The following is a 23,348-nucleotide window of genomic DNA, read 5'->3' as shown; positions in this document are numbered from 1 at the left end:
GACTCAGTCCACCTCAGCCGCCGGTCATGTTCATGAAGCGCACCACCTGCACGTCATCGTTGATTTCGAAGTTATGCCGATAAGGCTTTAACTTCATGGCGTCGATGATGGCTTTCTCAAGCTTTTCCGGCTGCCCCGGATTGGCTCGCAGCACGGCTTTGAGGTCCATGGAGTGTTCGTTGCCCAGGCACAGCAGCAGGCGACCTTCGACCGTGACGCGCACGCGGTTGCAAGTGGCGCAGAAGTTATGGCTGTGAGGGGAGATGAAGCCGATGCGGATGTCTGGCGCTTGGGCTATGCGCCAGTAGCGTGATGGGCCTTGGGTTGATTCAGTGGAGTTGATCAGGGTGTAGCGTTCGGCGATCCGCTCGCGCACTTGATCACTGGAGAAATACGATTCGGCACGGCTGTGCTCGCTGATGATGCCCAGCGGCATCTCTTCAATAAAGCTGATATCCAGCTTGCGCTCGATGGCGAAGGCCACCAGGTCGTTGATCTCGTGATCATTGCGACCTTGCATCACCACGCAATTGAGTTTGGTGTGGACAAAGCCTGCCGCGTTGGCGGCGTCGATCCCTGCAATGACCTTGGCCAGATCGCCAGTGCGGGTCAGTTCCTTGAAGCGCACAGGGTCCAGGCTGTCCAGACTGATATTCAGCCGGGTGAGGCCCGCGTCGAACAGGGGCTGGGCGAGTTTGTCCAGCTGTGATCCGTTGGTGGTCATGCACAATTCGCGCAGGCCGGGCAGGGCGGCGATGCGCTTGCACAGGCCGACGATGCCAGCCCGCACCAGCGGCTCACCCCCGGTGAGGCGGATTTTCTTGGTGCCAAGCGCCACAAAGCGCTCAGCCACCTGCTCGATTTCTTCCAGGGAAAGAATTTGCTGGCGCGGCAGGAACGTCATGTCTTCAGCCATGCAATAAACGCAACGGAAATCACAGCGATCAGTGACGGAAATCCGCACGTAATCAACTTTGCGTGAGAACCCGTCTATCAACACTCGTTCTGGCATTTAAAGGTCTCAGTGGCGCTTTGGTAGCCAGGCTGTGTGGTTACACAGCGCTGGCCGCAAGGGTCACATTTTTTGAGTTTCGCTGGACAAAGTCACTGTCTCGTTTTTGTTGGAAGCGGCTGACTGCAAGACATTCGAATAGGACACGTAATACGCCAACCCGACAAAAATTGCACCGCCCACCGCATTGCCCAGGAACACCGCGATGAAGTTTTCGACGAATTGGGTCCAGCTCAGGGCATCGGCAAAGATCGCCGCCGGGATGATAAACATATTGGCGACGACGTGCTGAAAGCCAATTGCAACAAAGGCCATGACCGGGAACCACATCCCCAGGATTTTCCCGGCAACGTCCTTGCTCGCGAAAGACAGCCAGACCGCCAGGCACACCAACCAGTTACAGCCAATCCCTGAAATGAACGCCTGGCTGAAATCCGCATTGACCTTGGCCGTGGCGATGGCCAGCGTCTTGCTTAGGTACGCGCCTTCAGTCAAACCCAGGATGTGGCCGAAGAAATAAGCGATGAACAGCGCCCCCAGCAGGTTGGCGATGCTCACCAACAGCCAGTTGTGTGCCACGGCGCCGAGGCTGATACGACCGGCAAACATCGCTGTTGGCAGGCTCATCATGTTGCCGGTGAGCAATTCTCCACCCGCCAGAACCACCAGGATCAGCCCGATTGGGAACACCGCTGCGCCCAGCAGGTTGCCCAGCGATGCCCACGGAGCGGGGATCATGGTGCTGACATGAATGTCGAGCAAGAAGCCCAGCGCAATGAAGGCCCCTGCGAGAAAGCCCAGAACCATCACCGACAAGGTGGGTAAGTGGGACTTCTTCACACCGGCCTCAATCGTTATATCAGCAATCTGTTGCGGGGTATTAATGGACATGATTCTGAACTCGCACGCAAAGGCAGACGTCACGACACAGCATCGAGCGTCTCGCAAATTAGTTTTTTTTCAAGAGTCCGGTCTCGGTGCGCACTCTTGTGGGTACACAAGAGTGGCATGTCCCTGTGAGGTTGTTGTGTTGCGCAGATGACGCAATGCCAGAGCAGCACAGCTGGGCGTGACAAAACGGGATCAGTTGGTAAGCAAGCTACCGATCCCGTCGTAGAGCGTCCAATCGCTTGTTCTGATGAAGTGATCGATAGGCTCTATGAGGGGGTGCAATGTGACGCATACGCGATTGACGGTTGACCGCTTTCAATCGTCCGTATTGTTCACACGGCTGCGTTCGTAACGCTCCAGCAACGGCTGAATACTGACCCCGTGGAGCAAAATACTCAGCGCCACCACTGACAGCGTCAGGCCGATAGTGGTCTGCACACCGTTTTGCGGCAGCCCATGGGCCAGCGCGTAGCACAGGTAATACAGGGTGCCGATCCCGCGAATGCCAAACCAGCTCACCAAGGCTTTTTGGGGCACGTTGAGCAGGCTACGGCTGACCAGCAGCCAGACGCTCACGGGACGAATCACACAGAACAACGCCAATCCCAAGCCAATCGCGCGCCAGTCCCAGTACACAGAAATGGCGGCGCCAAGCAGGGTAATCAGCAGCACCTCCATCGACCGCTCGACCAGACTGCCGAAGGCCAGTATGTCGCCCATCATCACGCCAGCGGCCAACTGGGTGTCGCTGAGATCTTCGCTGGGGGCGCCCGTGGCTTTTTCGGGCGCGCTGTTCATGTGACCCAGCATTGGCTTGGCCACGTGCTCGGCGGGAACCTCAGACTGAGTGGTTTGCGCCTCGGCCTGGCGCAAACCCAGGCCGGCGGCGAATACCGAGAGAAACCCAAACGCCCCCAGTCCTTGGGCGACCACATACGCCACAGCGATCAATGCCAGCGCCAAAAAGTCGTTGGGTGAAGAGGTGCTGTCGGCATTTTTGATGCGCAGGTAAATCATCAAATGCCCGACGCCACGGCCCAATCCATAACCGAGCAACAGCCCGACCGGAACGCCCCAGACGATGTTCTTCAAAAACCAGCCTTGCACCCAGTCGAAATTGCCATCGTGCGTGCCCAAAAATGCCAAGGCGAAGATCACGAACGGGAAGGCAGTGCCGTCGTTCATGCCCGCTTCGCCCGACAGGCCAAACCTGACCCGGTCCAAATCCTGGGCGTTATTGACCTGCACCAGCCCCGCCAATACCGGGTCGGTGGGCGACAGCATCGCCCCCAGCAACAGCGAGATACCCCAGGAGATGCCGAGCAAGTAATGCGCGGCCAGGCAGGTGCCGAGGATGGTCAAGAGCATCACTGGGCCGGCCAGCAGATAGGCGGCACGCCAGGCTTTGCCATTGAATGGCAAGCGCAGTTTGATCCCGGTATTGAACAGCGAAAACAGCACCGCGACTTCGGTCAGGCGCTCCAGCCATTCATAAGCGCTGCCGATGTCCAGCTTCATCAGCCCCAGCCCCAAAGGGCCAATGGCGATGCCGAATGCCAGGCACACTGCCGAGGTGGTCACCGGCAACCAGCGCAGGTAAGAGGACGTCAGCGCCAGCAACATCAACAAGACGCCGAGCACGGTCATGCAAAGAATAAAGCTCATCGGGCCTCGCTATGCGTGGGGAGCGTCGTTCTTCGTGTGACTGTTCGGTGAGCGGATAGTTGAAACAATCTGTTGCGTAAGAGAGGGCAATGCTGCGACGGCAGGTGGTTGTCCCTCGGCGAAGTATCTCGCTGCCTGGGTGATTACAAGGTTGAAGGGGCCTGAGACGGCGCGTGAGATGCTTAACTATTTCGCGCCGGGGGTGAGAGGGACGAGTACGTGGAGCTGGGCATGTCGCATATCAGGGGCCAAGCGAAGGCTTACCCCGGATAAGCGACCATCTGCCTTACAAGAGAGGAATGCTATAGCTCACTATCAGGCGGTTTTCGTCCTTGTCAGCGACATCGTTACCGCGTGCCACCGCGCTTCGCCAGGTGAGTCCGACACCTTTGAACGTACCTTGCGGAATGACATAGTCGATACGTAGATCGTGTTCCCACTCGCTATTGTCTTGCTTGGCGGTCTGTATGTGTTGGCCGTTCATATAGGTGAAACTCGACTTGAGCCCTTGAACCCCCACTGCAGCGAAATCGTAGGCGTAAGTGGCCACGGCGGTGTCTTCCCCAGCGTTCACGAAACGCAGATATTGCCCATTGGTGAGCAGATAGGGCGAACGTCCCTGACCTTCGTTAATGTGCGGAAAGTCGCTGTCGCCCGAGCTCTTCTGATAACCAATACTTAGCGAGTGGCCGCTGATGCTATAGGTCAACATCGAGCTCCAGAGACGATTGTCTACTTCGCCCTTCGAGATGCCTTGACCGTAATAGCCAGCACTCACGTATCCATCACCGCGACCGTCGGCGCTGGAGTTTTTTCCGTCAGAGGTGCTGTAGAAGTAGCGCAGGTCCGTTTTTAACTGGCCTTGTGGCAACTGCCACACATGGGTCAGACCCAGGAAGTGCTGTTGGTAAAAGTTCTCAAGACTGCCGTAGTAGTACTGCAGTTGCAGCTGTTTAGTGGCTTGATAGTCGACGCCACCGTAATAGAACTGATTACTGAATTTCCCTTTGACAGGATCATTCGCGCCAGCGATTGACATCCCTTGCATGTCTGAGGAGTTTCGATCGCTGACCTGAGTCAGTCGTCCGCCTACAAAGTTAAATTTGTCCAGTTCTTTGGAGTCTACCTGCCAGCCCTGGAAGGTTTGCGGCAACAGCCGGCCGTCGTTATAGGTCACCACCGGCAGTTTGGGCATCAGGTTACCCACCTTGAGCTGCGTCTTGGAAAACCGGAACTTGGCAGTCGCTCCCAACTTTGCATAGTCGTCCACGGCTTCACCATTGCTGGAAACCGGGAACACACTGCCAGGGGTACGATCTTCACCCGCTTTGCCAACGCGCCCGGAAGCATCCAGACGTACACCGTAGAGCCCCAACAAGTCCAAACCCACACCTATCGGGCCTTGGGTAAACCCAGACTGATAGTTAAGGATAAAGCCCTGACCCCACTCACGATCAGAGGCCGCTTCTTCATTTCGGGTGTCCTGATTGAAATAGAAGTTGCGCATGTCAAGATTTGCCTTGCTGTCTTCCAGAAATCCCGCCGCATTGGCTTGATGTGCCACCCCCATGGCGATTGCAATCTTCAGGCAAAACCTCTTGTTCACGGTACGACTCCAGTTAGTGCGTTCTTATAGGCCAGTTCAAAAGGCCGGTCTCAGGTGGCGGCAATCTATTGAGTTTTAATGGTTTTCCTAAATATTTATTTATCTATTGCATATCTCGTTTTGGAATATTGAATCAACAATACTGTAAAAATGAGCGAATTTTATTCGAGTCCCTACAGGGTTTGGCGGGCTACTTGCCGATCCGGAAGAACCTTGTAGGCGGTGTCTCCACGGGGGCGTAACTTATCATAAGTCATTGATTTAACTGATAACAATATAATTTATTGCCTGTGGGTTTTCGCGATTTCTGACTTTGCCTTGAGTGTGGCTATTGGAGTTCTAGCGATTTTTCAAGGCAGGAAAGGAACGAATGAAGTCTTTTTGCCTTGATGTGGCGTGATGGGGAAAATGTCAATCCTACCAAAGTGAGTAACTTGGTAGTGCGTACTGTTGCGGTTAGGGTAATGGTGTATATCAAAATAAGGGGTGGCGCTTTTAATACTGTTCTGATTGTTGCTTGATTCAGCTAAGTGCGCACCGTTTAGTTCATTAGTGCAATAAGCGCAGGGCCGTTCAGGGGCGTAGTTGTTTTGCAGGGCGGCGTGTCTGACACACCGCGTCTTGCCTTTCGCCTCTACGTTTGTGCCTACAGACTGTTTTTAAACACCAATGCCTTCAACCCACCCTCTGGTTCTGCGTCGGCAAACTCCGGCGGGTTCTCCAAGCGCAGCACAAACCGCAGGCTCGGTGCTTCCCGGGGGACGCCTTCTATAAGGAAGTCCGCGCCCATCGCCGGGTCGTTCATGCATGCCAGAACGGTGCCGTTGTCTGTCAGCAATTCCGGCAATTTGCGCAACACGCGTTGGTAGTCCTTGGTCAGCAAAAAGCTACCTTTCTGGAACGACGGCGGGTCTATGATCACCAGATCATAGGGCCCTGTGCTTTTCACCTTGCCCCAGGATTTGAACAGCTCATGGCCCAGGAAACTCACTTTGCGCAGGTCATGCCCATTGAGTCGATGGTTGTCACGGCCCCGACTCAAGGCTGCCCGAGACATGTCCAGATTGACCACTGATTCAGCGCCGCCTTCGATGGCCGCCACTGAGAAACCGCAGGTATAAGCGAACAGATTCAATACCCGTTTGCCCTGCGCGTTCTCCCGTACCCAGTCGCGCCCGTAGCGCATGTCGAGAAACAGCCCGCTGTTCTGCTTTTTGCCGAAGTCCACGAGGTAACGCAGGCCACCTTCGGTGAGCGTCCATTCATCAATGTGTTCACCCACCAACCACTCGGTGGTGCTGTCTGGCAGGTAGCGGTGTTGCAGTAGCAATGTATGCGCGCCCGATGCGTGCCAGGTCCGGGATTCAATAACCGCCATCAACAGTGCCTTCAGCGCTTGCAGCTCATCATTGGCTGGCGCCTTGAACAGCGACACCAGCACTACGCCCTGCATCCAGTCGACTGTCAGTTGTTCCAGCCCTGGCCAACGACGGCCACGACCGTGGAACAGACGACGGGTTTCTTGCGGTGGGTTTTCCAGTGAGTTCAACAGATGGTGGTGCAGGGTCGCGAGAGCGTCAGGGTTCATTCGGCAGGTTCGGCAAGGAGAATGGACGCCATTTTAAACGTATTTAGCGACCTCGCGTGGGCGCGTTCGAAGCGGTGGGTTTCAAGCACGGTCGCGGGGTGGACACCCTATTGATGCAGCGCGAACTGGGCGAGGGTCTGGCCCGCGTGCCAGGTGAATGACGCGCGCCAGGCCTTGACTATTGCTGCCTCGACAATAATTTTTATTGCATCGATATTTGAATCGAACTCTCGGTGGGCATAAGCTTCGCGCCACCTGTATGTGCCTGACGTCTTGCCGTCCGACATTTTTCCGGAATCTTTTTTCAGGAACTGCCATGTCCAGCCTGTTTCCCGCTTCTCGTCCACGTCGCCTGCGCAGCAACGAAAATTTCCGCGCGTTGTTCCAGGAAACCGAGTTCACCCTGAACGATCTGGTATTGCCCATCTTCGTCGAGGAAGAAGTCGACGATTTCGTACCGATCAAAAGCATGCCTGGCGTGCATCGGATTCCTGAGTCGAAACTGGCTCAGGAAATCGAGCGTTATGCCAAAGCCGGGATCAAGTCGGTGATGACGTTTGGCGTGTCGCATCATCTGGATGCTACCGGCAGCGACACCTGGAACGAGAACGGTCTGGTGTCGCGTATTTCGCGGACCATCAAGGCTGCGGTGCCAGAGATGATCGTGATGTCCGACACGTGCTTTTGCGAGTACACCGATCACGGCCACTGCGGTGTGATGCATGGCGATCATGTGGACAACGACGCGACGATCAAAAACCTTGGCAGACAGGCGGTGATGGCCGCACGTGCCGGTGCCGATGTGATTGCGCCCTCTGCTGCAATGGATGGACAAGTCGCAGCGATTCGCAGTGCGTTGGACGCTGCGGGCTTTACCCAGACGCCGATCATGGCCTATTCGACCAAGTTCGCTTCGGCGCTTTATGGTCCGTTCCGTGAAGCGGGCGGCAGTGCGTTGAAAGGCGACCGTAAAACCTACCAGATGAACCCGATGAACCGTCGCGAGGCGATTCGTGAATCATTGATGGACGAAGCCGAAGGCGCCGACGCATTGATGGTCAAGCCTGCCGGGGCGTATCTGGACATTATTCGTGACATCCGTGAAGCGTCGAAACTGCCCTTGACGGCGTATCAGGTCAGCGGCGAATACGCGATGATCAAATTCGCGGCCCAGGCCGGGGCAATCGACGAACAACGTGTGGTGCGTGAGAGCCTGGGGGCGATCAAGCGCGCGGGTGCGGATTTGATCTTCACCTACTTTGCGATGGACCTGGCCCTTGATGGGATTTGATGGGTAAGTTCGCTGACTGTTGACTCTGGCCTGACTCCCACGCCTGCGGCAGAAGCAGGTGAGAGGGGACGGTGAGAGGGGACAGATTGATTTTTCCAAAAAGCGCGAAAAAATAAATCAGTCCTCTCTCAGGCATGCCCCAGCACCTCGCGGTAATAGGCTTTCAACGTCTCCACAAACTCTTCGGCCAGTCGCGTGCGTGCTTGTGCCGTCGGCCAAATGACATAGGTCGGAAACAGGATGTCCGGCCTGAACGGTCGGACGACCACATCCAAATGCAGGTAATCCCGAGCCACCAAGGGGTGGGCGAGGGTAACGCCCATGCCCAGCGCAACCATCTCGCAGTTGATCGCGCTGTATTGCGCTTCCACGGCCATGACCCGCTCGACCCCCGCCTGTTCGAACAAGCCATCCACCAGCGACCGCGTGCCGTCGCCATGGCACAGCGAGACGAACGCTTGGCCCTCAAGATCGCTAAAGGTGATCTCGGCACGCTCAGCCAAAGGGTGCGATCCAGGTAATACGCAAACTGCTGGCACGAGCGCCAGCAACTCGCTCTGCTGGCTGCTCACATCGCCCGGATGCACAACGATGCCAATGTCGCAGAACTGCGATTTGACCCATTGCTCCACCGTCGGCGATGAGTTCACGTGCAGCGAAACAGTCAGTTCCGGGCGTGAGTCGGTGAAGGTTTTGAGCACTCGGGGAATCACGCTCATGCCGGTCGAAGGTACAGCTGCAACGCGCAATCGACCGGTGCCCAGGTTGCGAATGTTCTTCGCCGAATGCTTAAGGCTGTCGAGCCCGACAAAAGCGCGCTCCACTTCCTGAAAGAACGCCTGGCCTTCTTGCGTCGGAATCAGCCGTACGCCAGCGCGTTTGAACAAGGTCAAGCCGCTACTGAGTTCCAACTGCGCAATCAGCCGGCTGACGTTGGGCTGCGAGGTATACAACACTTCTGCCGCAGCGGTCATGGAACCCATACGCATCACGCTGCGAAATGCTTCTATCTGCCTGAGGTTCATGGCGACCTTCCATATCAAATATGAATAACTAACCCGGATATCCGTATTTGACCATATGGATGGGCTGTCGCAATACTCCAGACCAGCAACTCAACTGAGCCCATAGCGCACATCAAGATGCGCCGCCCGGGATGGACCTCCGGGAGCATGCACCGTGCATGCATGACTTCGGTGTATGCCCAAGCTGCTGACGCATTGTTCGATCTGCCCCCATGCACTTCGGAGATAGTCTGTGAATAGCCTTAACTCGTCTTTAGTCGCACAGCCGTTTCGTCCTATGACCCGTATCGCCACCGCCGTCGCTGTGACCTTGGTCGGGTTGAGCAGTAGCGCGGCGTACGCTGACACCACGTTGTATGTCGCAGGCGTCGGAGGCTCGACGGAGCAGATGTACAAAACCAAAGTCATTCCCGCCTTTGAAAAGCAGCACAACGTCAAAGTCGTCTACGTTGCCGGCAACTCCACGGAAACCCTGGCCAAGCTGCAAGCGCAGAAAGGCCGGCAGCAGATCAATGTGGCGATGATGGACGACGGCCCGATGTACCAGGCGTTGCAGATGGGGCTGTGCGAAAACCTCAGTGACGCGCCGGTCTACAAAGACCTGTATCCATTGGCTCGGCTCAGTCCGCAAGCCACCGGTATTGGTGTCGTGGCGACAGGCATTGGCTACAACGAAGATGCCTTCAAGAAGCGCGGTTGGGCGCCCCCCGATTCCTGGGAAAACCTCACCGATCCACGCTACAAGCAACTGTTGGGCATGCCGCCGGTGACTAACACCTACGGCTTGCACACCCTGGTGGAGATGGCCCGGTTGCGCGGCGGCGGCGAGAAAAACATCGACCCTGGTTTCAAGGCGCTGAAGGACGAAATTGGCCCCAACGTGTTGGCCTGGGTATCGGCGCCGGGTGAGATGGACGGCATGATGCAAAACGGCGACGTGGTCATGGCAGTGTATGGCAGCGGACGTGCGGTGGCGTTGCAGAGCACCGGTTTCCCGCTGAAGTTCATTTACCCGAAAGAAGGCGGCATTGCCTTGCAGATCGCCGTGTGCGGGGTAACGCCCAATACGCAGTCAGAGCTGTCTCAGGCGTTCATCCAGTACGTGTTGTCACCTGAAGTCCAGACTATTCAAGCCAAGGAAAACGGCTTCGCGCCGGTCAACCAGACCGTTGCCCTTGCGCCTGAGATTGCCGCCCGGATGCCGTATGGGCCGGAGAAGGTCAACGCGTTGATCAAAGTCGATTGGGACACGATCAATCAGCAACGCAGTGAGTGGACGACGCGCTGGAACCGCACGGTCGAGCGCTAACGCCAAGGTTGATGTTCGACGCTTCCTGAAACCCTTCTGGAGACGCAGGCTCACGCCTGCGTGGCAAGCCCATGGCATTTCTCACACTCGAAGGCCTCGTCAAGACCTACGGCAGTTTCAGGGCCATTGACGGTTTGAACCTGGAAGTCCAGCACGGCGAATTCATCGCCTTGCTCGGCCCGTCCGGCTGTGGCAAGACCACCACCCTGCAATCGATTGCAGGCTTTGTGCAGCCCACCGAAGGACGCATTGTCCTTGATGGACGGGACATCACCCATGTGCGCCCGGAGCAGCGTGGGCTGGGCATCGTCTTTCAAAGCTACGCGCTGTTCCCGCACATGACCGTGGCACAAAACATCAGCTTCGGGCTGGAGATGCGCGACGTGCCCAAGGGCGAGCGCAGCAAGCGTGTCAACCAAGCGCTGGATTTGGTGCGCCTGGGCGGTCTCGGTGAACGCTACCCAAAAGCGTTGTCCGGTGGGCAGCGTCAACGCGTCGCCATTGCCCGCGCCCTGGCCATCCGCCCCAATCTGTTGCTGCTTGACGAGCCGATGTCCAACCTCGACGCCAAGCTGCGCGAAGAGATGCACATTGAACTGCGAGCGATCCAGCGTGATCTGGGGATCACCACGATTCTGGTGACCCACGATCAGGTCGAAGCCATGACCATGAGCGACCGCATCGCGGTGATGCACAAGGGTCGTATCGTGCAGATCGACACGCCGTTCGAAGCCTATGAGCGTCCGCATTCGCCGTTCGCCTCGGCGTTTCTCGGCAAGACCAACGCCTTCGCCGGGGCCGTGCAGTTGCGCAATGCCCGCTGCTGTGAGGTGCAGGTCCGGGACACGCTGCTGCACGTGCCTCATGAAGACCGCTCACTGGGCAACGACGTCAACGTCTACATTCGCCCAGAAAAAATTCGCCTGACCGATCTTGGCAGCGCTCGCATAGTGGGGCGTATCCGCTTGCGAGTGTTCCTCGGCAACCTGTGGCTGATCGCGGTGGACAGCCATCTGGGCCTGGTACACATGACCCAGCCCAACCTGGGCACGCCACCGCCGGATGAGGGCAGTGAGATTGGGCTGGACTGGTCCGATGACGATCTGCGCCTGCTGGATCGGGAGGTCGTCCATGGCCAGGTATGACGCCGAGCACGTCGGCGCCGCGCCGTGGTTACTGAGCGGGCCGGCGCTATTGGTCTTCATCGCGTTGCTGCTGGCGCCCTTGCTGCTGACAGCGGTGTTGTCCCTGAACCTGTTCAGCGACACCGAAGGCGTGATACCGAGCTACAGCTTCGGTAATTACCTTGAGGTGTTCAAGGACGGTTATTTCCACGAGATATTCCTGCGCACCGGCGGCATGGCGCTGGCCGTGACCGTGCTTTGCGTGCTGCTGGGTGTGCCGGAAACCATCATCATCGCGCGCATGGCGCCGCGCTGGCGTTCGTTGTTTCTGCTGGTGGTGCTCGGCCCATTGCTGATTTCGGTGGTGGTGCGCACCTTGGGCTGGGCGATCCTACTGGGCAACAACGGCTTGATCAACGACGCGCTTCAAGCGCTGGGCATTACTGACCAGCCGGTGAAGATGCTGTTTACCCAGGTCGGCGTGATCATTGCCCTGACGCACGTGCTGGTGCCGTTCATGGTGATTGCGGTGTGGGCGACTTTGCAGCGTCTGGACCTGCAAGTGGAGTGGGCCGGGTTGTCGCTGGGCGCCTCACGGTTGACGGTGTTTCGCCGGATCATTCTGCCGCAGATCATGCCGGGCATTCTGTCGGGTTCAATCATTGTCTTCGCCCTTGCGGCCTCAGCTTTTGCCACGCCCGCAATCATCGGCGGCCGTCGCCTGAAAGTGGTGGCAACAGCGGCCTATGACGAATTCCTCGGCACCCTCAATTGGCCTCTCGGCGCCGCCATCGCCATGCTTTTGCTGGTGGCCAATCTGATCATCATCCTGGGTTGCAGCAAGTTGGCCGAGCGCCGCTTCAAGCAAATCTTCGAGTAGGCGGCCATGCACAAGAACGGATTTTTCTCGCAGCTGTATCACGCCTGTTTCGTGGCATTCATCGTCGCGCCGTTGCTGGTGGTGATGGCGATGGCGTTCACCAGCAAGGGCTATTTATCGTTGCCCACCGACGGCCTGTCGCTGCGCTGGTTTCGGGCGTTGCTGGATAACCAGGAAATGCTCGATGCCTTCATGCTGTCGATCAAGCTGGGCCTGGCCTCGGCGACCATCGCCGCCTTGCTGGCGATCCCGGCGGCACTGGCGATCAGTCGCTACGAATTCCCCGGACGCGGCGCATTGACCGGCTTTTTGTTGTCGCCGCTGATGATTCCATCGGTGGTGCTGGGGATCGCGTTTCTGCGTTTCTTCTCGCTGGCGCAGATCGGCGGATCATTTTGGGCGCTGACCCTGACCCACGTGATCGTGGTGCTGCCTTACGCATTACGCCTGACCCTGGCCTCGACCATCGGCCTTGAGCGCGACATTGAGCAGGCGGCCTTGTCGCTGGGCGCCAGCCGCTGGACCGCGTTCTACCGGGTGGTGCTGCCACGTATTCGCACAGGGGTGATCGGCGGCTGGATGCTGGCGTTCATCCAGAGTTTCGACGAGCTGACCATGACGGTATTCGTCGCCACGCCCGGCACCACGACCTTGCCGGTGGCGATGTACAACCAGATTTCCCAGACCATTGATCCGCTGATCACCGCCGTGTCCACGGTGCTGATCGTCGGCACCTTGCTGCTGATGCTGGTGCTTGATCGCATGGTGGGCCTGGATCGGGTATTGATCGGAGAAGGTAAATGAGCCAGGACCTACATAGCGTCACGCAGTCCGACGTGATTGTGATTGGCGGCGGGTTAGTCGGTACGGCGGTGGCTTACGGGCTGGCGCGCAGTGGTGTGGACACCGTCGTGCTCGATCAGGGCGACGATGCGTTTCGGGCCTCGCGCGGCAATTTCGGTCTGGTCTGGGTGCAGGGCAAGGGCCACGACCTGCCGGATTATTCGCGCTGGACCCGCTCGTCGGCGAGCCGCTGGCCAACCCTCGCGCAGGCGCTGCTGGAAGACAGCGGCGTCGATGTGCAACTCAAGCAGCCGGGCGGGTTTCACATGTGCTTCAGCGATGAAGAACTGTTGGAGCGCCAGTCGCGGTTACAGACACTGCAGGATGCATTGGGCGATTACCCGTTCCAGATGCTTGATGCGGCTGATCTGAAAGCACGCTTGCCGCTGATAGGCCCCTCGGTGATGGGCGCCAGTTACACGCCGCAGGATGGCCACGTCAATCCATTGAAACTGCTACGCGCCTTACACACGTCGGCTCAGGCCAAGGGCGCGCAGTTGTTTGGCGGCGTGCAGGTTGACCGTATCGACTGTGGGCCAGGTGAGTTTCGCGTCACGGCGGGGCAACGACGCTTCATTGCGCCACGCATCGTGTTGGCCGCTGGATTGGGCAATCCGGGGTTAGCCAGGCAAGTTGGCCTGCATGCCCCGGTCGCGCCGAATCGCGGTCAGGTGCTGATCAGCGAGCGCGTCCGGCCGTTTCTCCAATACCCGACCATCAATGTGCGACAGACCGACGAAGGCACCGTGCAGTTGGGCGACTCGATGGAGGAGGTGGGTTTCGATGACAGCACCTCCACCCAGGTGCTGGCTGCCATCGCCAGACGCGGTGTCGCGACCTTTCCGCTGTTGAGTGATGTGCGTTTGATTCGAGCCTGGGGGGCGTTGCGGGTGATGAGCCCTGACGGTTTTCCCATCTACCAGCAGTCCGATGCGCATCCCGGCGCGTTTGTGGTCACGTGCCACAGCGGCGTGACCCTCGCCGCCGCCCATGTGCTGCGCATCGCACCGTGGATCATGGGGGGCATACAACCCGATGAACTGGCGGTGTTTACCGGCGAGCGTTTTCTAACTGACAAGGTGTTTTCCCATGCGCACTGATCCGCTGTTTCAACCCGTCATGAGCGAAGTCAGGGCGACGCGCACCGTGAACCTGACCTTCAACGAACGAACCTTGACTGTGCCTGCGGGCATCAGTGTCGCCGCCGCGTTGTTGATGTCCGGGGTCAACCGTTTTCGTGCGACGCCGGTCAGTGAGTCACCACGTGCGCCATATTGCATGATGGGCGTGTGCTTCGAGTGCCTGGTGGACATCGACGGCGTACCCAATCGCCAAAGCTGCCTGATCGAAGTGGCTAACGGCATGCGCATCCATTCTCAGGAAGGTGCCCGGGATTTGATCTTTCAACCGATGAGCGTTCAGCCGGTGGAGGTGCAGTCATGAGCGCGCAAACCGTCGATGTGGTGGTCATTGGTGCTGGCGCAGCAGGCTTGAGCGGGGCAGTTGAGCTGGCACGGTTGGGCTTGCAAGTGGTGTTACTGGACGAGCAGGGCAGTCCGGGTGGGCAGATTTACCGGGGCATCACCCTGGCGCCGTTATCGCGTCGCGACATGCTCGGGCCCGATTATGCCCACGGCAACGAACTGACTCAGGCCTTGGCGTCATCGCCAGTGCGCTACGAGAAGGGCGCCTCGGTGTGGCAGGTCACTCGGGATCACCAGGTCAGCTACCTGCGTGACGGCCGTTTGCACACGCTCAATGCCAAGGCGGTGTTGCTGGCGACAGGCGCCATGGAGCGGCCGTTCCCGATTTCAGGCTGGACCTTGCCCGGCGTCATGAGTGCTGGCGCCGCGCAGATTCTGCTGAAAAGTGCGGGGCTGGCGCCGAGCGAGCCGGTGGTACTGGCGGGCTGCGGCCCGCTGCTGTACCTGCTCGGTTGGCAATATTTGCGTGCAGGCGTGCCGATCAAGGCGTTGGTCGACACCACTCGGCCTGAAGACTATTGGCGGGCGCGTCGTCATCTGTTTGCCGCGCTGCGCGCCTGGCCGTATCTGCGCAAGGGGCTGGAGTTGCTGCGATGCCTGCGCAGTGCAGGCATCGCGCATTACAGCGGCGCTGAGCAGTTGGCGGTTGAGGGCGCAGAGGCCGCGCAGGCGCTGACGTTCACTGTTTCCGGCAAACCCCAGCGCATCGCCACGCGCTGTGTGCTGCTGCATCAGGGCGTGGTGCCGAATATTCAATTCAGCCAGTCGCTGCGCGCACGCCATGAATGGGACGTCGATCAACTGTGCTTCAGCCCGGTGGTCGACCCCTGGGGCGAGCTGGATGTACCGGGTATCTATGTCGCCGGAGACGGCGCCGGGATTGGCGGTGCCCAGGCAGCGGCAGTGCAGGGACAACTGGCGGCGCTGGGCATTGCCGCGCAATTACAAGCGATCAGCGTGGCGCAACGAGATCAACAGGCTGAGCCGCTGCGCGCAAAACTTGAGAGCAACCTGCGAATTCGGCCGTTCCTTGATGTTTTGTATCAGCCCAGAGAAGAAAACCGCATCCCGGCAGATGACGTGATGGTCTGTCGCTGCGAAGAGGTCACGGCAGGTGACTTGCGTCGGTTTGTTGCGCTGGGTTGTTCCGGGCCAAATCAGGCCAAGTCATTCGGGCGCTGCGGCATGGGACCTTGCCAGGGCAGAATGTGCGGGCTGACCGTGACCGAAGTCATCGCCAAGGCGCGCGGGGTTTCGGCATCGCAAGTGGGGTATTACCGGATTCGTCCGCCGATCAAACCGATCACACTGGGAGAGTTGGCCGGTGAGTGAATCGGGGCCATGTCATAAGCCAAGCCAAGGCGACGTGCTGATCATCGGCGCAGGTATTCACGGGCTGAGCACGGCATTTCATCTGGCCCAACGCGGGGTCAAGGTGACAGTGCTGGAGGCTGATTACTGCGGCCGTCATGCCTCCGGGGTCAATGCCGGTGGGGTGCGGACGCTGGGTCGCCATACCCCCGAAATCCCCTTGACGCTGGCGTCTCGCGAACTCTGGCATGAGCTCAAGCATGTGCTGGCTGACGATGGCGGCTTTGTACCCAGCGGCCAATTGAAACTGGCTGAGTCCCAAGCCGAATGGGATGAGTGCAGGCAACGTGTCGCGCAATTGCAGGCGTTGGGTTTCAGCCATGAAGTGCTGGTCGATCAGCAACAGGTTTTCGAGATTATCCCGACCGTAGCCCGGCATGTCGTGGGTGGCATCTGGGTCAAGGACGATGGCTATGCCGTGCCTTACAAAGCCGTTACGGCTTTCCGGCTGGCCGCACAAAGGCTTGGGGTGCAGATTCACGAAAACACGCCAGCGCAACGTATTGAACAGGCCGGCACCCGGTGGAACGTTTCGACACCAAAAGGTACGTTCATTGGAGAACATCTGGTGATCACCGCAGGTGCCTGGGCAGGAGAGCTGGCAGCGCAGATCGGCGAACCGGTGCCCGTACACCCGGAAGGATTGATGCTGATGGTCACCCACCGAGTGGCGCCGTTTTGTGTGCCGGTATTGGGGGCAACGGGGCGGGCATTGTCATTCAAGCAGTTCGAGAACGGCACAGTCGTGATCGGTGGAAAACTGATCGGTTCGCTGGATTTCCCCGCGCGCCACGGCGAAGTAGACATGACCCGCCTTGGCACCAGTGCGCGGACGGTCACTGACCTGTTTCCGCACTTGAAGAACCTCGGCGTCAATCGCGTCTGGGCGGGCGTCGAGGCCTTCACTGCCGACGATCTGCCGGTGATCGGCGCCAGCCGCAAGGCCAGCAGCCTGAGCTATTCGTTCGGCTTTTGTGGCAGCGGCTTCCAGATGGGGCCCGGCACCGGCCGGCGTCTGGCGCAGCAGATTCTCGGCGAACACTCGGACATTTCTCTGGCACCCTTTGCCATCGACCGTTTTGAAAAAGCCACCGTGGCTGCGGCGCTTTCTACCCTTCAACCCGCTTCAACCATCCCGCAACATTGAGGAGTTCACATGCTGGAAATTACACGTATCGAAACCAATCAGCGCATGAGCCGCGTGGCTCAGTGCAACGGTTTCACCTTTCTGGGCGGCCAGACGGCCACCGACCGTAGCCTGGACATCAAGGGCCAGACCGCGCAGGTGCTGGAAAAAATCGACAATTTCCTGGCCCAGGCGGGGCTCGACAAAACCCGCATTCTGACCGCACAAGTGTGGCTGTCGGACATCAACGCCAACTTCGCCGGCATGAACGAGGTTTGGGATGCCTGGGCGCCAGAGGGCCACGCGCCCGCGCGCGCCACGGTCGAATCGCGTCTGGCAGCGCCTGATTTGCTGGTGGAAATCACCGTGGTGGCGGCGGGTTGAGACCTCGCGCCGTTTGATCACGTCGGATCAGAAGGGGACAGATTGATTTTCAGAAGGGGACTGATTTATTTTTCGCGCTTTTTTGAAAAATTAATCTGTCCCCGGTCTGCGGGAAAACGGGACAGATTAATTTACGGTGAAGCGTTGTAAATAAATCAGTCTCTTTTCTGCTACTGCCAATCCTGCGAAGCAGCCGTCAGCATTTCGTGTATCAACTGCCCAAACCGTTGCGAGAGCAGGCTTTGCGGTCGGTCAGCCGGTAGCAGCAGGTAAGTCGAAAAACGTATCTGTGGGCGGAAGGGGCGGGTTTCGATGCCAGTGTGCAGGTATTCCAGCGCCACCATGGGGCTGACGATGCTCACGCCCAAACCCAACCCCACCAACGAGCACACTGTCGCCGCATAGGGGGTTTCCAGGTTCAATTTGCGATGCCCCTTATCGTCGGGGAACACCCGGTCGACGCGGCTGCGCGAGCCGTCACTTTGCGACAACGAAATAAACTCTTCGCCTCGCAAGTCATCTGGGCCCACCGACGTCAACGCGCTCAGCCGGTGCCCCTTGGGAAACACGCACACCCCCGGCACATCGCAGATCACCTGGGTTTTTACCCCCGGCATGCCCTCGCCGATATACGACGCCAACCCCAAGTCGCAAAACTGCGAGGCGGCCCAGTGCGCAACCATCGGCGAGTCACTGGTATGAATCGAGATCGCGACATCGGGGTTTTCCTGGCGAAAGCGCTGGATGACCCGTGGCAATACAGTCAGTGACAAAGACGGGACCGCCGCGATGCGCAAGCGCCCGGTGCCGCCGCGCCGAATGTTCTGCGCCGATTGCTCAAGGCTCTGCAAGCCAATGAATGCAAGCTCGACATCGGTGAACAACGCCGCGCCCTCGTCGGTCGGCAATAACCGTCCACCGACCCGTTCGAACAGCTTGAAACCGCTGTTGCGCTCAAGTTGGGCTATCAACCGGCTGATGTTCGGCTGTGAGGTGTGCAGGGATTCGGCGGCAGCGGTCATCGAGCCGCTCAACATCACGGTCCGGAACGCTTCGACTTGTTTGAAGTTCATGACAGACCATATCAATTTAGTATGGGCGGCTACTGTATTGTCATTTGTTGGCATGGGCCAGAGGCTTTATAACTGTTTGCGAGATCGATGTACCGCGCAGACGGATGCGATCCAAAACGAGCCCCGCCGTCAGCAACAGCGCTGCACGTCTTTTCAGTTCTGCCCTTGAATTCATTGCGTCGTTCTACGCTCAGCGTCGGACGATGCTGGTATGTAACCAGGAGGCATCATGTCGTTTTCTTTCAAAATCCTTGGCAGTGCGTTGGCATTCTCATGCGTGTCGTTGGCGGGGCTGGTGCAGGTTCATGCCGCTGAGCTTCCTGCGGTGCCCGATGAGATCAAACAGGCTGGGCAGTTGCGCGCTGGCGTGCGATGCGATCAACCACCCTATGGTTTCCAGGATGGCAGCGGTGAGTTCGCCGGGGTCGAAGTGGAGATGTCTAAGCAGATCGCGCTGTGGGCACTGGGCTCCAAGGACAAGGTGACGTTCACCTGCGTCACCGCTGAAAACCGCGTGCCGCAGTTGCTTGGACGCAAGGTCGATTTCTTGATTGCCACCCTCGGCGTCACCCCGGAGCGTCAACGCGTAATCGACTTCACCACGCCATACCGTTGGGGCGCCAGCGATGTGGTGGTGAAGAAAGACAGCTCGATCAGAAAGATCACCGACCTCAACGGTAAAACCCTCGCCACCCTTAAGGGTTCAGTGCAGGCCAAGTGGTTCGAGGACCATATGCCTGAGGTCAAGACCTTGCGCATGAACAGCGCCGCCGATGCCTTGCAAACCTTCCGCCAGGGCCGCGCCGACGCATACACCCATGATGCCGCGACACTCGTCGTGGTGGCCGACAACGACAAGGATGCGCGGCTGCTGAACGAGCCGTTCCAGATATCCGATGCTGCCATCGGGGTACGCAAGAATGAGCCTCAATGGCGCGATTATCTGAGCGCTGCCGTGGCGCGCATGCATGAGGAAAAGCTGTTTCGCGTCTGGGTGCAGCAATACGTGCCAGCCAACATCCAGAGCTACTACCTGAGCGTTTTCGAGCAGGCCAAACCTGCTGAAGCGCTCTGACCGGTTGCCGCTGATGGATTTCGATTTCAATTACCTGTTGGCGCAATGGCCTGCGCTGCTGGACGGCATGTTAATGACGCTGCGGGTGTCGCTGCTGGCCATCGGTTTCTCGCTGATGATTGGCGTGCTGGGCGGCGCGGTGCGGGTGATGAAGGTGCCTGTGCTGGCGCAGATCGTGGTGCTGTATGTGGAGTTGATTCGCAACACGCCGATCCTGGTGCAGTTGTTTTTCATCTTCTACGGCTTGCCCGCCATCGGCATGGAGTTGTCGCTGTTCTGGTCCGGCGTGCTGTGCCTGTCGTTGTGGGCCGGGGCTTATCAGGTTGAAAACGTGCGCGGCGGTCTGGCAACCGTTGAGCACGGGATGCGCGAGGCGAGCATGGCCTTGAGCCTGAAGCCCAGCCATTACTTGTGCCTGGTGGCGCTGCCCATTGCCTTTCGCACCAGCTTGCCGGCGATGCTCAATACGGCGATCTCGTTGTTGAAAAACTCTTCCTACCTACAAGCGATCGGTTTGGCAGAGCTGACCTTCGTGGCGGTAGATCGGATTGCCACGGATTTTCGCGCCATCGAGATGTTCAGCGCGATCTGCGTGATGTACCTGGTAATGGTGGCGATTTTGGCGCTGTTGGCCGGACGCCTGTCGGCTCACTTGCAACGACCTTTCCGGCAGTGAGGCCTCAATGAATTTCCTGATCGAAAACTGGGGTTTTGTCTCCAAGGGCTTGTGGATGACCGTGCGCCTGGCGTTGGTGATCCTGCTGTTCACGACGATTATTTCCGCGATATTCGGGGTGCTGGCGACGCTGAAGAACCGTCTGCTGTGGTGGACGATTCATGCCTATGTCGAGTTGTTTCGCTCAATCCCGCTGATCGTCAACGTGTTCTTTATCTTCTTCGGCGCACCGATGTTGGGGCTCGACCTGAGTCCGTTCGCGGCGGTGACCACCGGCCTTACGTTGTGGGGTAGCGCCAACGGCATCGAGATCGTGCGTGGCGGTCTTGAGTCGGTGGCCCGCCATCAATGGAAAAGCGCCTGGGCCTTGGGTTTGCGGCCTTGGCAAATCTACTTGCACGTCATCGCGCCGCAATCGATGCGGGCAATTCTTCCGGCTTACACCGGATTGCTGACCATGCTGGTGCAGGCCACGTCCCTTGGGGCATTGGTCGGTGTCGGCGAGTTTCTCAAGGTTGGCCAGATCATCATCGAGCGCGCCACGGTCATGACCGGCGTCAGCCCGGCCTTCACCGTCTACGGTCTGGTGCTGATGGTGTATTTCGTCATTTGTTCACTGCTGAGCTGGCTCAGCCGTTATCTCGAACGTCGCCTGGGTCGCCCAGTGACGCGCGCCACCATTTAAGGGGTTGAATATGCAAGAGTCCAAAGTCAGTCGACGCCTGAAGGAATCCACCGCCCCCGAGGTCAACGAATACATCTATCGGCCACGTCTGGAAGGGTTCGCAGCAGGCTTCGATAATCTTGGCAACGTCAACAAGGCGCACATAATCATGCTCGCCGAGCAGGGGCTGATTCGCGGCGAGCACGCGGCAATCCTGGCCAAAGGCGTGCTGGACATGGAGGCGGCCGGGCCCGGCGTGGTCACCCTCGACCCCTCCCGTGAAGACGCCTACTTCAACTATGAAGCGCACTTGATCGAGCAGATCGGCACCGATATCGGTGGCCGTTTGCACACCGGCCGTAGCCGTAACGACATCCTCGCGACGCTGGACCGGCTGCGTTGTCGCGAAGTGCTGATGGACTTGATCGACGGCCTGATTCAAGTGCGCCAGACCGCTATCAATAACGCCGAGCGATTCGCCGACGTGGTGATGCCCGGTTACACCCACCTACAGCCTGCGCAACCGATCACTTACGGTTATTACCTGTCGGCGGTGGAGCAAGCGTTGGAGCGTGATTGCAAGCGCCTGACCCAGACGCTTGAGTCGATGAATCAAAGCCCGTTGGGTGCCGCTGCCTTCGCTGGTACGCCGTTTGACATCGACCGCGCACGCACGGCTGAGCTGCTGGGCTTTGACGGCTATCTCGACAATGCGCTGGACGCCGTGGGTTCGCGGGATTTCATTCTCGAAAGCCTGTCGCACCTGAGCTTGCTGGCGGTGTTCTGGAGCCGTGTAGCACAGGACTATTTTGTCTGGAGCACGCACGAGTTCAGCCTGATCGACTTCCCTGACAGCGTCGCGGCGACATCGAGCATCATGCCGCAGAAGAAGAACCCAACCGTGCTGGAATACCTCAAGGGCCGCAGCGGGCACATCGTCGGTTTGCTGATGGGCGCGAGCATCACCATCAAGGGCAGCAATTTCTCCCACACCGGCGACGCCAATCGTGAGGGCACTCGCGGTTTTTGGGAGGCTGCCGAAGAAAGCCTGCGTTGCCTGAAATTGCTGGATCTGGTGCTGCGCACCGCCACCCCGAATGTGGCGCTGGCGGTGAAACGCGCCGGGGAAGATTTCTCGACGGCGACCGGGCTTGCTGATTTGATCGTGCGTGAGGCGGATTTGTCGTTCCGTGAAGCGCATCACGTGGTCGGTGCCGTCGTGCGCATGGCCATGGATGCGGGGCTGTTTGCGCACCAGATCGACACCGACATGGTCGACATCTGCGCGATGGAACAACTGGGCCACGCACTCAATTTGCCAGCGCACAAGGTGCGCGATTGCCTCGACCCGACAGCCAATGTGCAGGCGCGAATCTCCGCAGGTGGCCCGTCGCTGTCGTCGTTGAAACCGAGCCTTTTGCGTGCCAACAACCGAATCGCCACCGAACGTCAGGCCAATCAGGCACGTCGTGATCGGCTGACGGCTGCCCATGAACGGTTGCAGGCGGCAACCCGGGCACAGGCCGGCCTATGAGCACGATGCTGACGGTGCGCGGGCTGCACAAACGTTTCGGCGAGCACGAGGTGGTCAAGGGCGTCGATCTGGACGTCAGCGAGGGCGAGGTGGTGGTGATCATCGGGCCTAGCGGTTCGGGCAAGTCCACCTTCATTCGCTGCCTCAACAGCCTCGAAGAACCGTCCGCGGGCAGTGTGGTGATCGACGGCGGCGAGTCGATCAAGGCCGGGGATCGCAAGGCCCTGGCACGGCTGCGTGAGGAAGTGGGCATGGTGTTTCAGGACTACACCTTGTTCCCGCACATGACGGTGCTGGCGAACATGACCTTGGCGCCGGTCAAACTCAAACGCGCGTCCAGGGCAGATGCCGAGAGCAACGCACTGGCGTTGCTGGATCGGGTGGGGCTGCGGCATAAGGCCCAAGGTTATCCGTCGCAGCTTTCGGGCGGTCAGCAGCAGCGGGTAGCGATTGTCCGCGCGCTGGCAATGAAGCCGCGATTGCTGTTGTTCGATGAACCAACATCCGCACTTGACCCCGAGACCGTCGGCGACGTGCTGAACGTCATGAAGGGGCTGGCGGCCGAGGGTATGACGATGATCGTGGTGACCCATGAAATGGGTTTCGCCCGGGAAGTGGCGGATCGGGTGGTGTTTTTCGATGGCGGGCGGATCGTCGAGATGGGGCCGCCGTCGGACATGTTTTCAGCCCCGAAAGAAGCCCGCACGCGGCAGTTTTTGCAGAGCGT

The 23,348-nt window shown here is 58.8% G+C and carries 22 protein-coding genes; 15 read left to right on the top strand and 7 right to left on the bottom strand.

The window, feature by feature from the left end:
- Positions 1-13 precede the first annotated feature (13 nt).
- The 5 genes from moaA to VGC62_RS03450 form a co-directional block, all read right to left on the bottom strand.
- Positions 14-1,012: a GTP 3',8-cyclase MoaA gene (gene moaA / locus VGC62_RS03470; protein WP_331185674.1), complete on the bottom strand. Its 999-nt coding sequence runs from the start codon at positions 1,010-1,012 to the stop codon at positions 14-16.
- 63 nt (positions 1,013-1,075) lie between these two features.
- Positions 1,076-1,903, bottom strand: a complete 828-nt coding sequence (locus VGC62_RS03465) for a formate/nitrite transporter family protein (RefSeq protein ID WP_331185673.1) — start codon at positions 1,901-1,903, stop codon at positions 1,076-1,078.
- 315 nt (positions 1,904-2,218) lie between these two features.
- Positions 2,219-3,568: a cation:proton antiporter gene (locus VGC62_RS03460; protein ID WP_331185672.1), complete on the bottom strand. Its 1,350-nt coding sequence runs from the start codon at positions 3,566-3,568 to the stop codon at positions 2,219-2,221.
- 286 nt (positions 3,569-3,854) lie between these two features.
- Positions 3,855-5,138: an OprD family porin gene (locus VGC62_RS03455; RefSeq protein ID WP_331185710.1), complete on the bottom strand. Its 1,284-nt coding sequence runs from the start codon at positions 5,136-5,138 to the stop codon at positions 3,855-3,857.
- Positions 5,139-5,820: 682 nt separating this feature from the next.
- Positions 5,821-6,762 carry a class I SAM-dependent methyltransferase gene (locus tag VGC62_RS03450; RefSeq protein ID WP_331185671.1) on the bottom strand — a complete coding sequence of 314 codons (942 nt, stop codon included), beginning with the start codon at positions 6,760-6,762 and terminating at the stop codon, positions 5,821-5,823.
- Positions 6,763-7,078: 316 nt separating this feature from the next.
- Between VGC62_RS03450 and hemB the strand changes: the two genes are divergently transcribed.
- Positions 7,079-8,053: a porphobilinogen synthase gene (gene hemB / locus VGC62_RS03440; protein ID WP_331185670.1), complete on the top strand. Its 975-nt coding sequence runs from the start codon at positions 7,079-7,081 to the stop codon at positions 8,051-8,053.
- A gap of 128 nt (positions 8,054-8,181) precedes the next feature.
- Here hemB and VGC62_RS03435 read toward each other — a convergent pair whose 3' ends face one another.
- Positions 8,182-9,078: a LysR substrate-binding domain-containing protein gene (locus tag VGC62_RS03435; RefSeq protein WP_331185669.1), complete on the bottom strand. Its 897-nt coding sequence runs from the start codon at positions 9,076-9,078 to the stop codon at positions 8,182-8,184.
- A 232-nt stretch (positions 9,079-9,310) separates the two neighbouring features.
- On the opposite strand from VGC62_RS03435, the gene VGC62_RS03430 reads away from it, so the two are divergent.
- The 9 genes from VGC62_RS03430 (at position 9,311) to VGC62_RS03390 (ending at position 17,599) form a co-directional block, all read left to right on the top strand.
- Positions 9,311-10,387: an ABC transporter substrate-binding protein gene (locus VGC62_RS03430; RefSeq protein ID WP_331185668.1), complete on the top strand. Its 1,077-nt coding sequence runs from the start codon at positions 9,311-9,313 to the stop codon at positions 10,385-10,387.
- Positions 10,388-10,458: 71 nt separating this feature from the next.
- Positions 10,459-11,532 carry an ABC transporter ATP-binding protein gene (locus tag VGC62_RS03425; protein WP_331185667.1) on the top strand — a complete coding sequence of 358 codons (1,074 nt, stop codon included), beginning with the start codon at positions 10,459-10,461 and terminating at the stop codon, positions 11,530-11,532.
- Positions 11,519-12,391 carry an ABC transporter permease gene (locus VGC62_RS03420; RefSeq protein WP_331185666.1) on the top strand — a complete coding sequence of 291 codons (873 nt, stop codon included), beginning with the start codon at positions 11,519-11,521 and terminating at the stop codon, positions 12,389-12,391. The genes VGC62_RS03425 and VGC62_RS03420 overlap by 14 nt, the downstream gene beginning before the upstream one ends.
- 6 nt (positions 12,392-12,397) lie before the next feature.
- On the top strand, positions 12,398-13,195 hold the full coding sequence (locus VGC62_RS03415) for an ABC transporter permease (protein ID WP_331185665.1): 798 nt from the start codon (positions 12,398-12,400) through the stop codon (positions 13,193-13,195).
- Complete coding sequence (locus tag VGC62_RS03410; RefSeq protein ID WP_331185664.1) at positions 13,192-14,334, top strand: FAD-dependent oxidoreductase; 1,143 nt, start codon at positions 13,192-13,194, stop codon at positions 14,332-14,334. Before VGC62_RS03415 ends, VGC62_RS03410 begins: the two co-directional genes overlap by 4 nt.
- The gene (locus VGC62_RS03405) at positions 14,324-14,677 is read left to right on the top strand and encodes a (2Fe-2S)-binding protein (RefSeq protein WP_331185663.1); all 354 of its coding nucleotides are present in this window, start codon (positions 14,324-14,326) and stop codon (positions 14,675-14,677) included. Before VGC62_RS03410 ends, VGC62_RS03405 begins: the two co-directional genes overlap by 11 nt.
- On the top strand, positions 14,674-16,050 hold the full coding sequence (locus VGC62_RS03400; RefSeq protein WP_331185662.1) for an NAD(P)/FAD-dependent oxidoreductase: 1,377 nt from the start codon (positions 14,674-14,676) through the stop codon (positions 16,048-16,050). The genes VGC62_RS03405 and VGC62_RS03400 overlap by 4 nt, the downstream gene beginning before the upstream one ends.
- Positions 16,043-17,236 (top strand): FAD-binding oxidoreductase, encoded by a 1,194-nt coding sequence (locus VGC62_RS03395; protein ID WP_331185661.1) that lies wholly within the window; start codon positions 16,043-16,045, stop codon positions 17,234-17,236. Before VGC62_RS03400 ends, VGC62_RS03395 begins: the two co-directional genes overlap by 8 nt.
- A 12-nt stretch (positions 17,237-17,248) precedes the next feature.
- Entirely contained in the window at positions 17,249-17,599 is a 351-nt protein-coding gene (locus VGC62_RS03390; RefSeq protein WP_414705739.1) for a RidA family protein, read from the top strand.
- Between the two features lie 170 nt (positions 17,600-17,769).
- Here VGC62_RS03390 and VGC62_RS03385 read toward each other — a convergent pair whose 3' ends face one another.
- The gene (locus tag VGC62_RS03385; protein ID WP_331185659.1) at positions 17,770-18,672 is read right to left on the bottom strand and encodes a LysR substrate-binding domain-containing protein; all 903 of its coding nucleotides are present in this window, start codon (positions 18,670-18,672) and stop codon (positions 17,770-17,772) included.
- A 229-nt stretch (positions 18,673-18,901) separates the two neighbouring features.
- Between VGC62_RS03385 and VGC62_RS03380 the strand changes: the two genes are divergently transcribed.
- The 5 genes from VGC62_RS03380 to VGC62_RS03360 form a co-directional block, all read left to right on the top strand.
- Complete coding sequence (locus tag VGC62_RS03380; protein WP_331185658.1) at positions 18,902-19,747, top strand: transporter substrate-binding domain-containing protein; 846 nt, start codon at positions 18,902-18,904, stop codon at positions 19,745-19,747.
- 13 nt (positions 19,748-19,760) lie between these two features.
- On the top strand, positions 19,761-20,423 hold the full coding sequence (locus VGC62_RS03375; RefSeq protein ID WP_331185657.1) for an amino acid ABC transporter permease: 663 nt from the start codon (positions 19,761-19,763) through the stop codon (positions 20,421-20,423).
- Between the two features lie 7 nt (positions 20,424-20,430).
- Complete coding sequence (locus VGC62_RS03370) at positions 20,431-21,108, top strand: amino acid ABC transporter permease (RefSeq protein ID WP_331185656.1); 678 nt, start codon at positions 20,431-20,433, stop codon at positions 21,106-21,108.
- Between the two features lie 10 nt (positions 21,109-21,118).
- Entirely contained in the window at positions 21,119-22,621 is a 1,503-nt protein-coding gene (argH, locus tag VGC62_RS03365; RefSeq protein ID WP_331185655.1) for an argininosuccinate lyase, read from the top strand.
- Positions 22,618-23,348 (top strand): amino acid ABC transporter ATP-binding protein (locus tag VGC62_RS03360; RefSeq protein ID WP_331185654.1); only part of this gene is annotated, 731 nt, incomplete at its 3' end. The genes argH and VGC62_RS03360, both read left to right, overlap by 4 nt.

The sequence above is a fragment of the Pseudomonas sp. genome (genome assembly GCF_036404235.1).
In the GTDB taxonomy this organism is placed as follows: domain Bacteria; phylum Pseudomonadota; class Gammaproteobacteria; order Pseudomonadales; family Pseudomonadaceae; genus Aquipseudomonas.
The sequence above is the reverse complement of the archived record's forward strand: the minus strand, read 5'-3'. Positions and strand labels throughout refer to the sequence as shown.

Bases quoted from the DNA above. Each gene is read 5' to 3' on its own strand.
- moaA (WP_331185674.1), bottom strand. From the start codon at position 1,012: ATGCCAGAACGAGTGTTGATAGACGGGTTCTCACGCAAAGTTGATTAC.
- VGC62_RS03465 (WP_331185673.1), bottom strand. From the start codon at position 1,903: ATGTCCATTAATACCCCGCAACAGATTGCTGATATAACGATTGAGGCC.
- VGC62_RS03460 (WP_331185672.1), bottom strand. From the start codon at position 3,568: ATGAGCTTTATTCTTTGCATGACCGTGCTCGGCGTCTTGTTGATGTTG.
- VGC62_RS03455 (WP_331185710.1), bottom strand. From the start codon at position 5,138: ATGGGGGTGGCACATCAAGCCAATGCGGCGGGATTTCTGGAAGACAGC.
- VGC62_RS03450 (WP_331185671.1), bottom strand. From the start codon at position 6,762: ATGAACCCTGACGCTCTCGCGACCCTGCACCACCATCTGTTGAACTCA.
- hemB (WP_331185670.1), top strand. From the start codon at position 7,079: ATGTCCAGCCTGTTTCCCGCTTCTCGTCCACGTCGCCTGCGCAGCAAC.
- VGC62_RS03435 (WP_331185669.1), bottom strand. From the start codon at position 9,078: ATGAACCTCAGGCAGATAGAAGCATTTCGCAGCGTGATGCGTATGGGT.
- VGC62_RS03425 (WP_331185667.1), top strand. From the start codon at position 10,459: ATGGCATTTCTCACACTCGAAGGCCTCGTCAAGACCTACGGCAGTTTC.
- VGC62_RS03420 (WP_331185666.1), top strand. From the start codon at position 11,519: ATGGCCAGGTATGACGCCGAGCACGTCGGCGCCGCGCCGTGGTTACTG.
- VGC62_RS03415 (WP_331185665.1), top strand. From the start codon at position 12,398: ATGCACAAGAACGGATTTTTCTCGCAGCTGTATCACGCCTGTTTCGTG.
- VGC62_RS03410 (WP_331185664.1), top strand. From the start codon at position 13,192: ATGAGCCAGGACCTACATAGCGTCACGCAGTCCGACGTGATTGTGATT.
- VGC62_RS03405 (WP_331185663.1), top strand. From the start codon at position 14,324: ATGCGCACTGATCCGCTGTTTCAACCCGTCATGAGCGAAGTCAGGGCG.
- VGC62_RS03400 (WP_331185662.1), top strand. From the start codon at position 14,674: ATGAGCGCGCAAACCGTCGATGTGGTGGTCATTGGTGCTGGCGCAGCA.
- VGC62_RS03385 (WP_331185659.1), bottom strand. From the start codon at position 18,672: ATGAACTTCAAACAAGTCGAAGCGTTCCGGACCGTGATGTTGAGCGGC.
- VGC62_RS03380 (WP_331185658.1), top strand. From the start codon at position 18,902: ATGTCGTTTTCTTTCAAAATCCTTGGCAGTGCGTTGGCATTCTCATGC.
- VGC62_RS03375 (WP_331185657.1), top strand. From the start codon at position 19,761: ATGGATTTCGATTTCAATTACCTGTTGGCGCAATGGCCTGCGCTGCTG.
- VGC62_RS03370 (WP_331185656.1), top strand. From the start codon at position 20,431: ATGAATTTCCTGATCGAAAACTGGGGTTTTGTCTCCAAGGGCTTGTGG.
- argH (WP_331185655.1), top strand. From the start codon at position 21,119: ATGCAAGAGTCCAAAGTCAGTCGACGCCTGAAGGAATCCACCGCCCCC.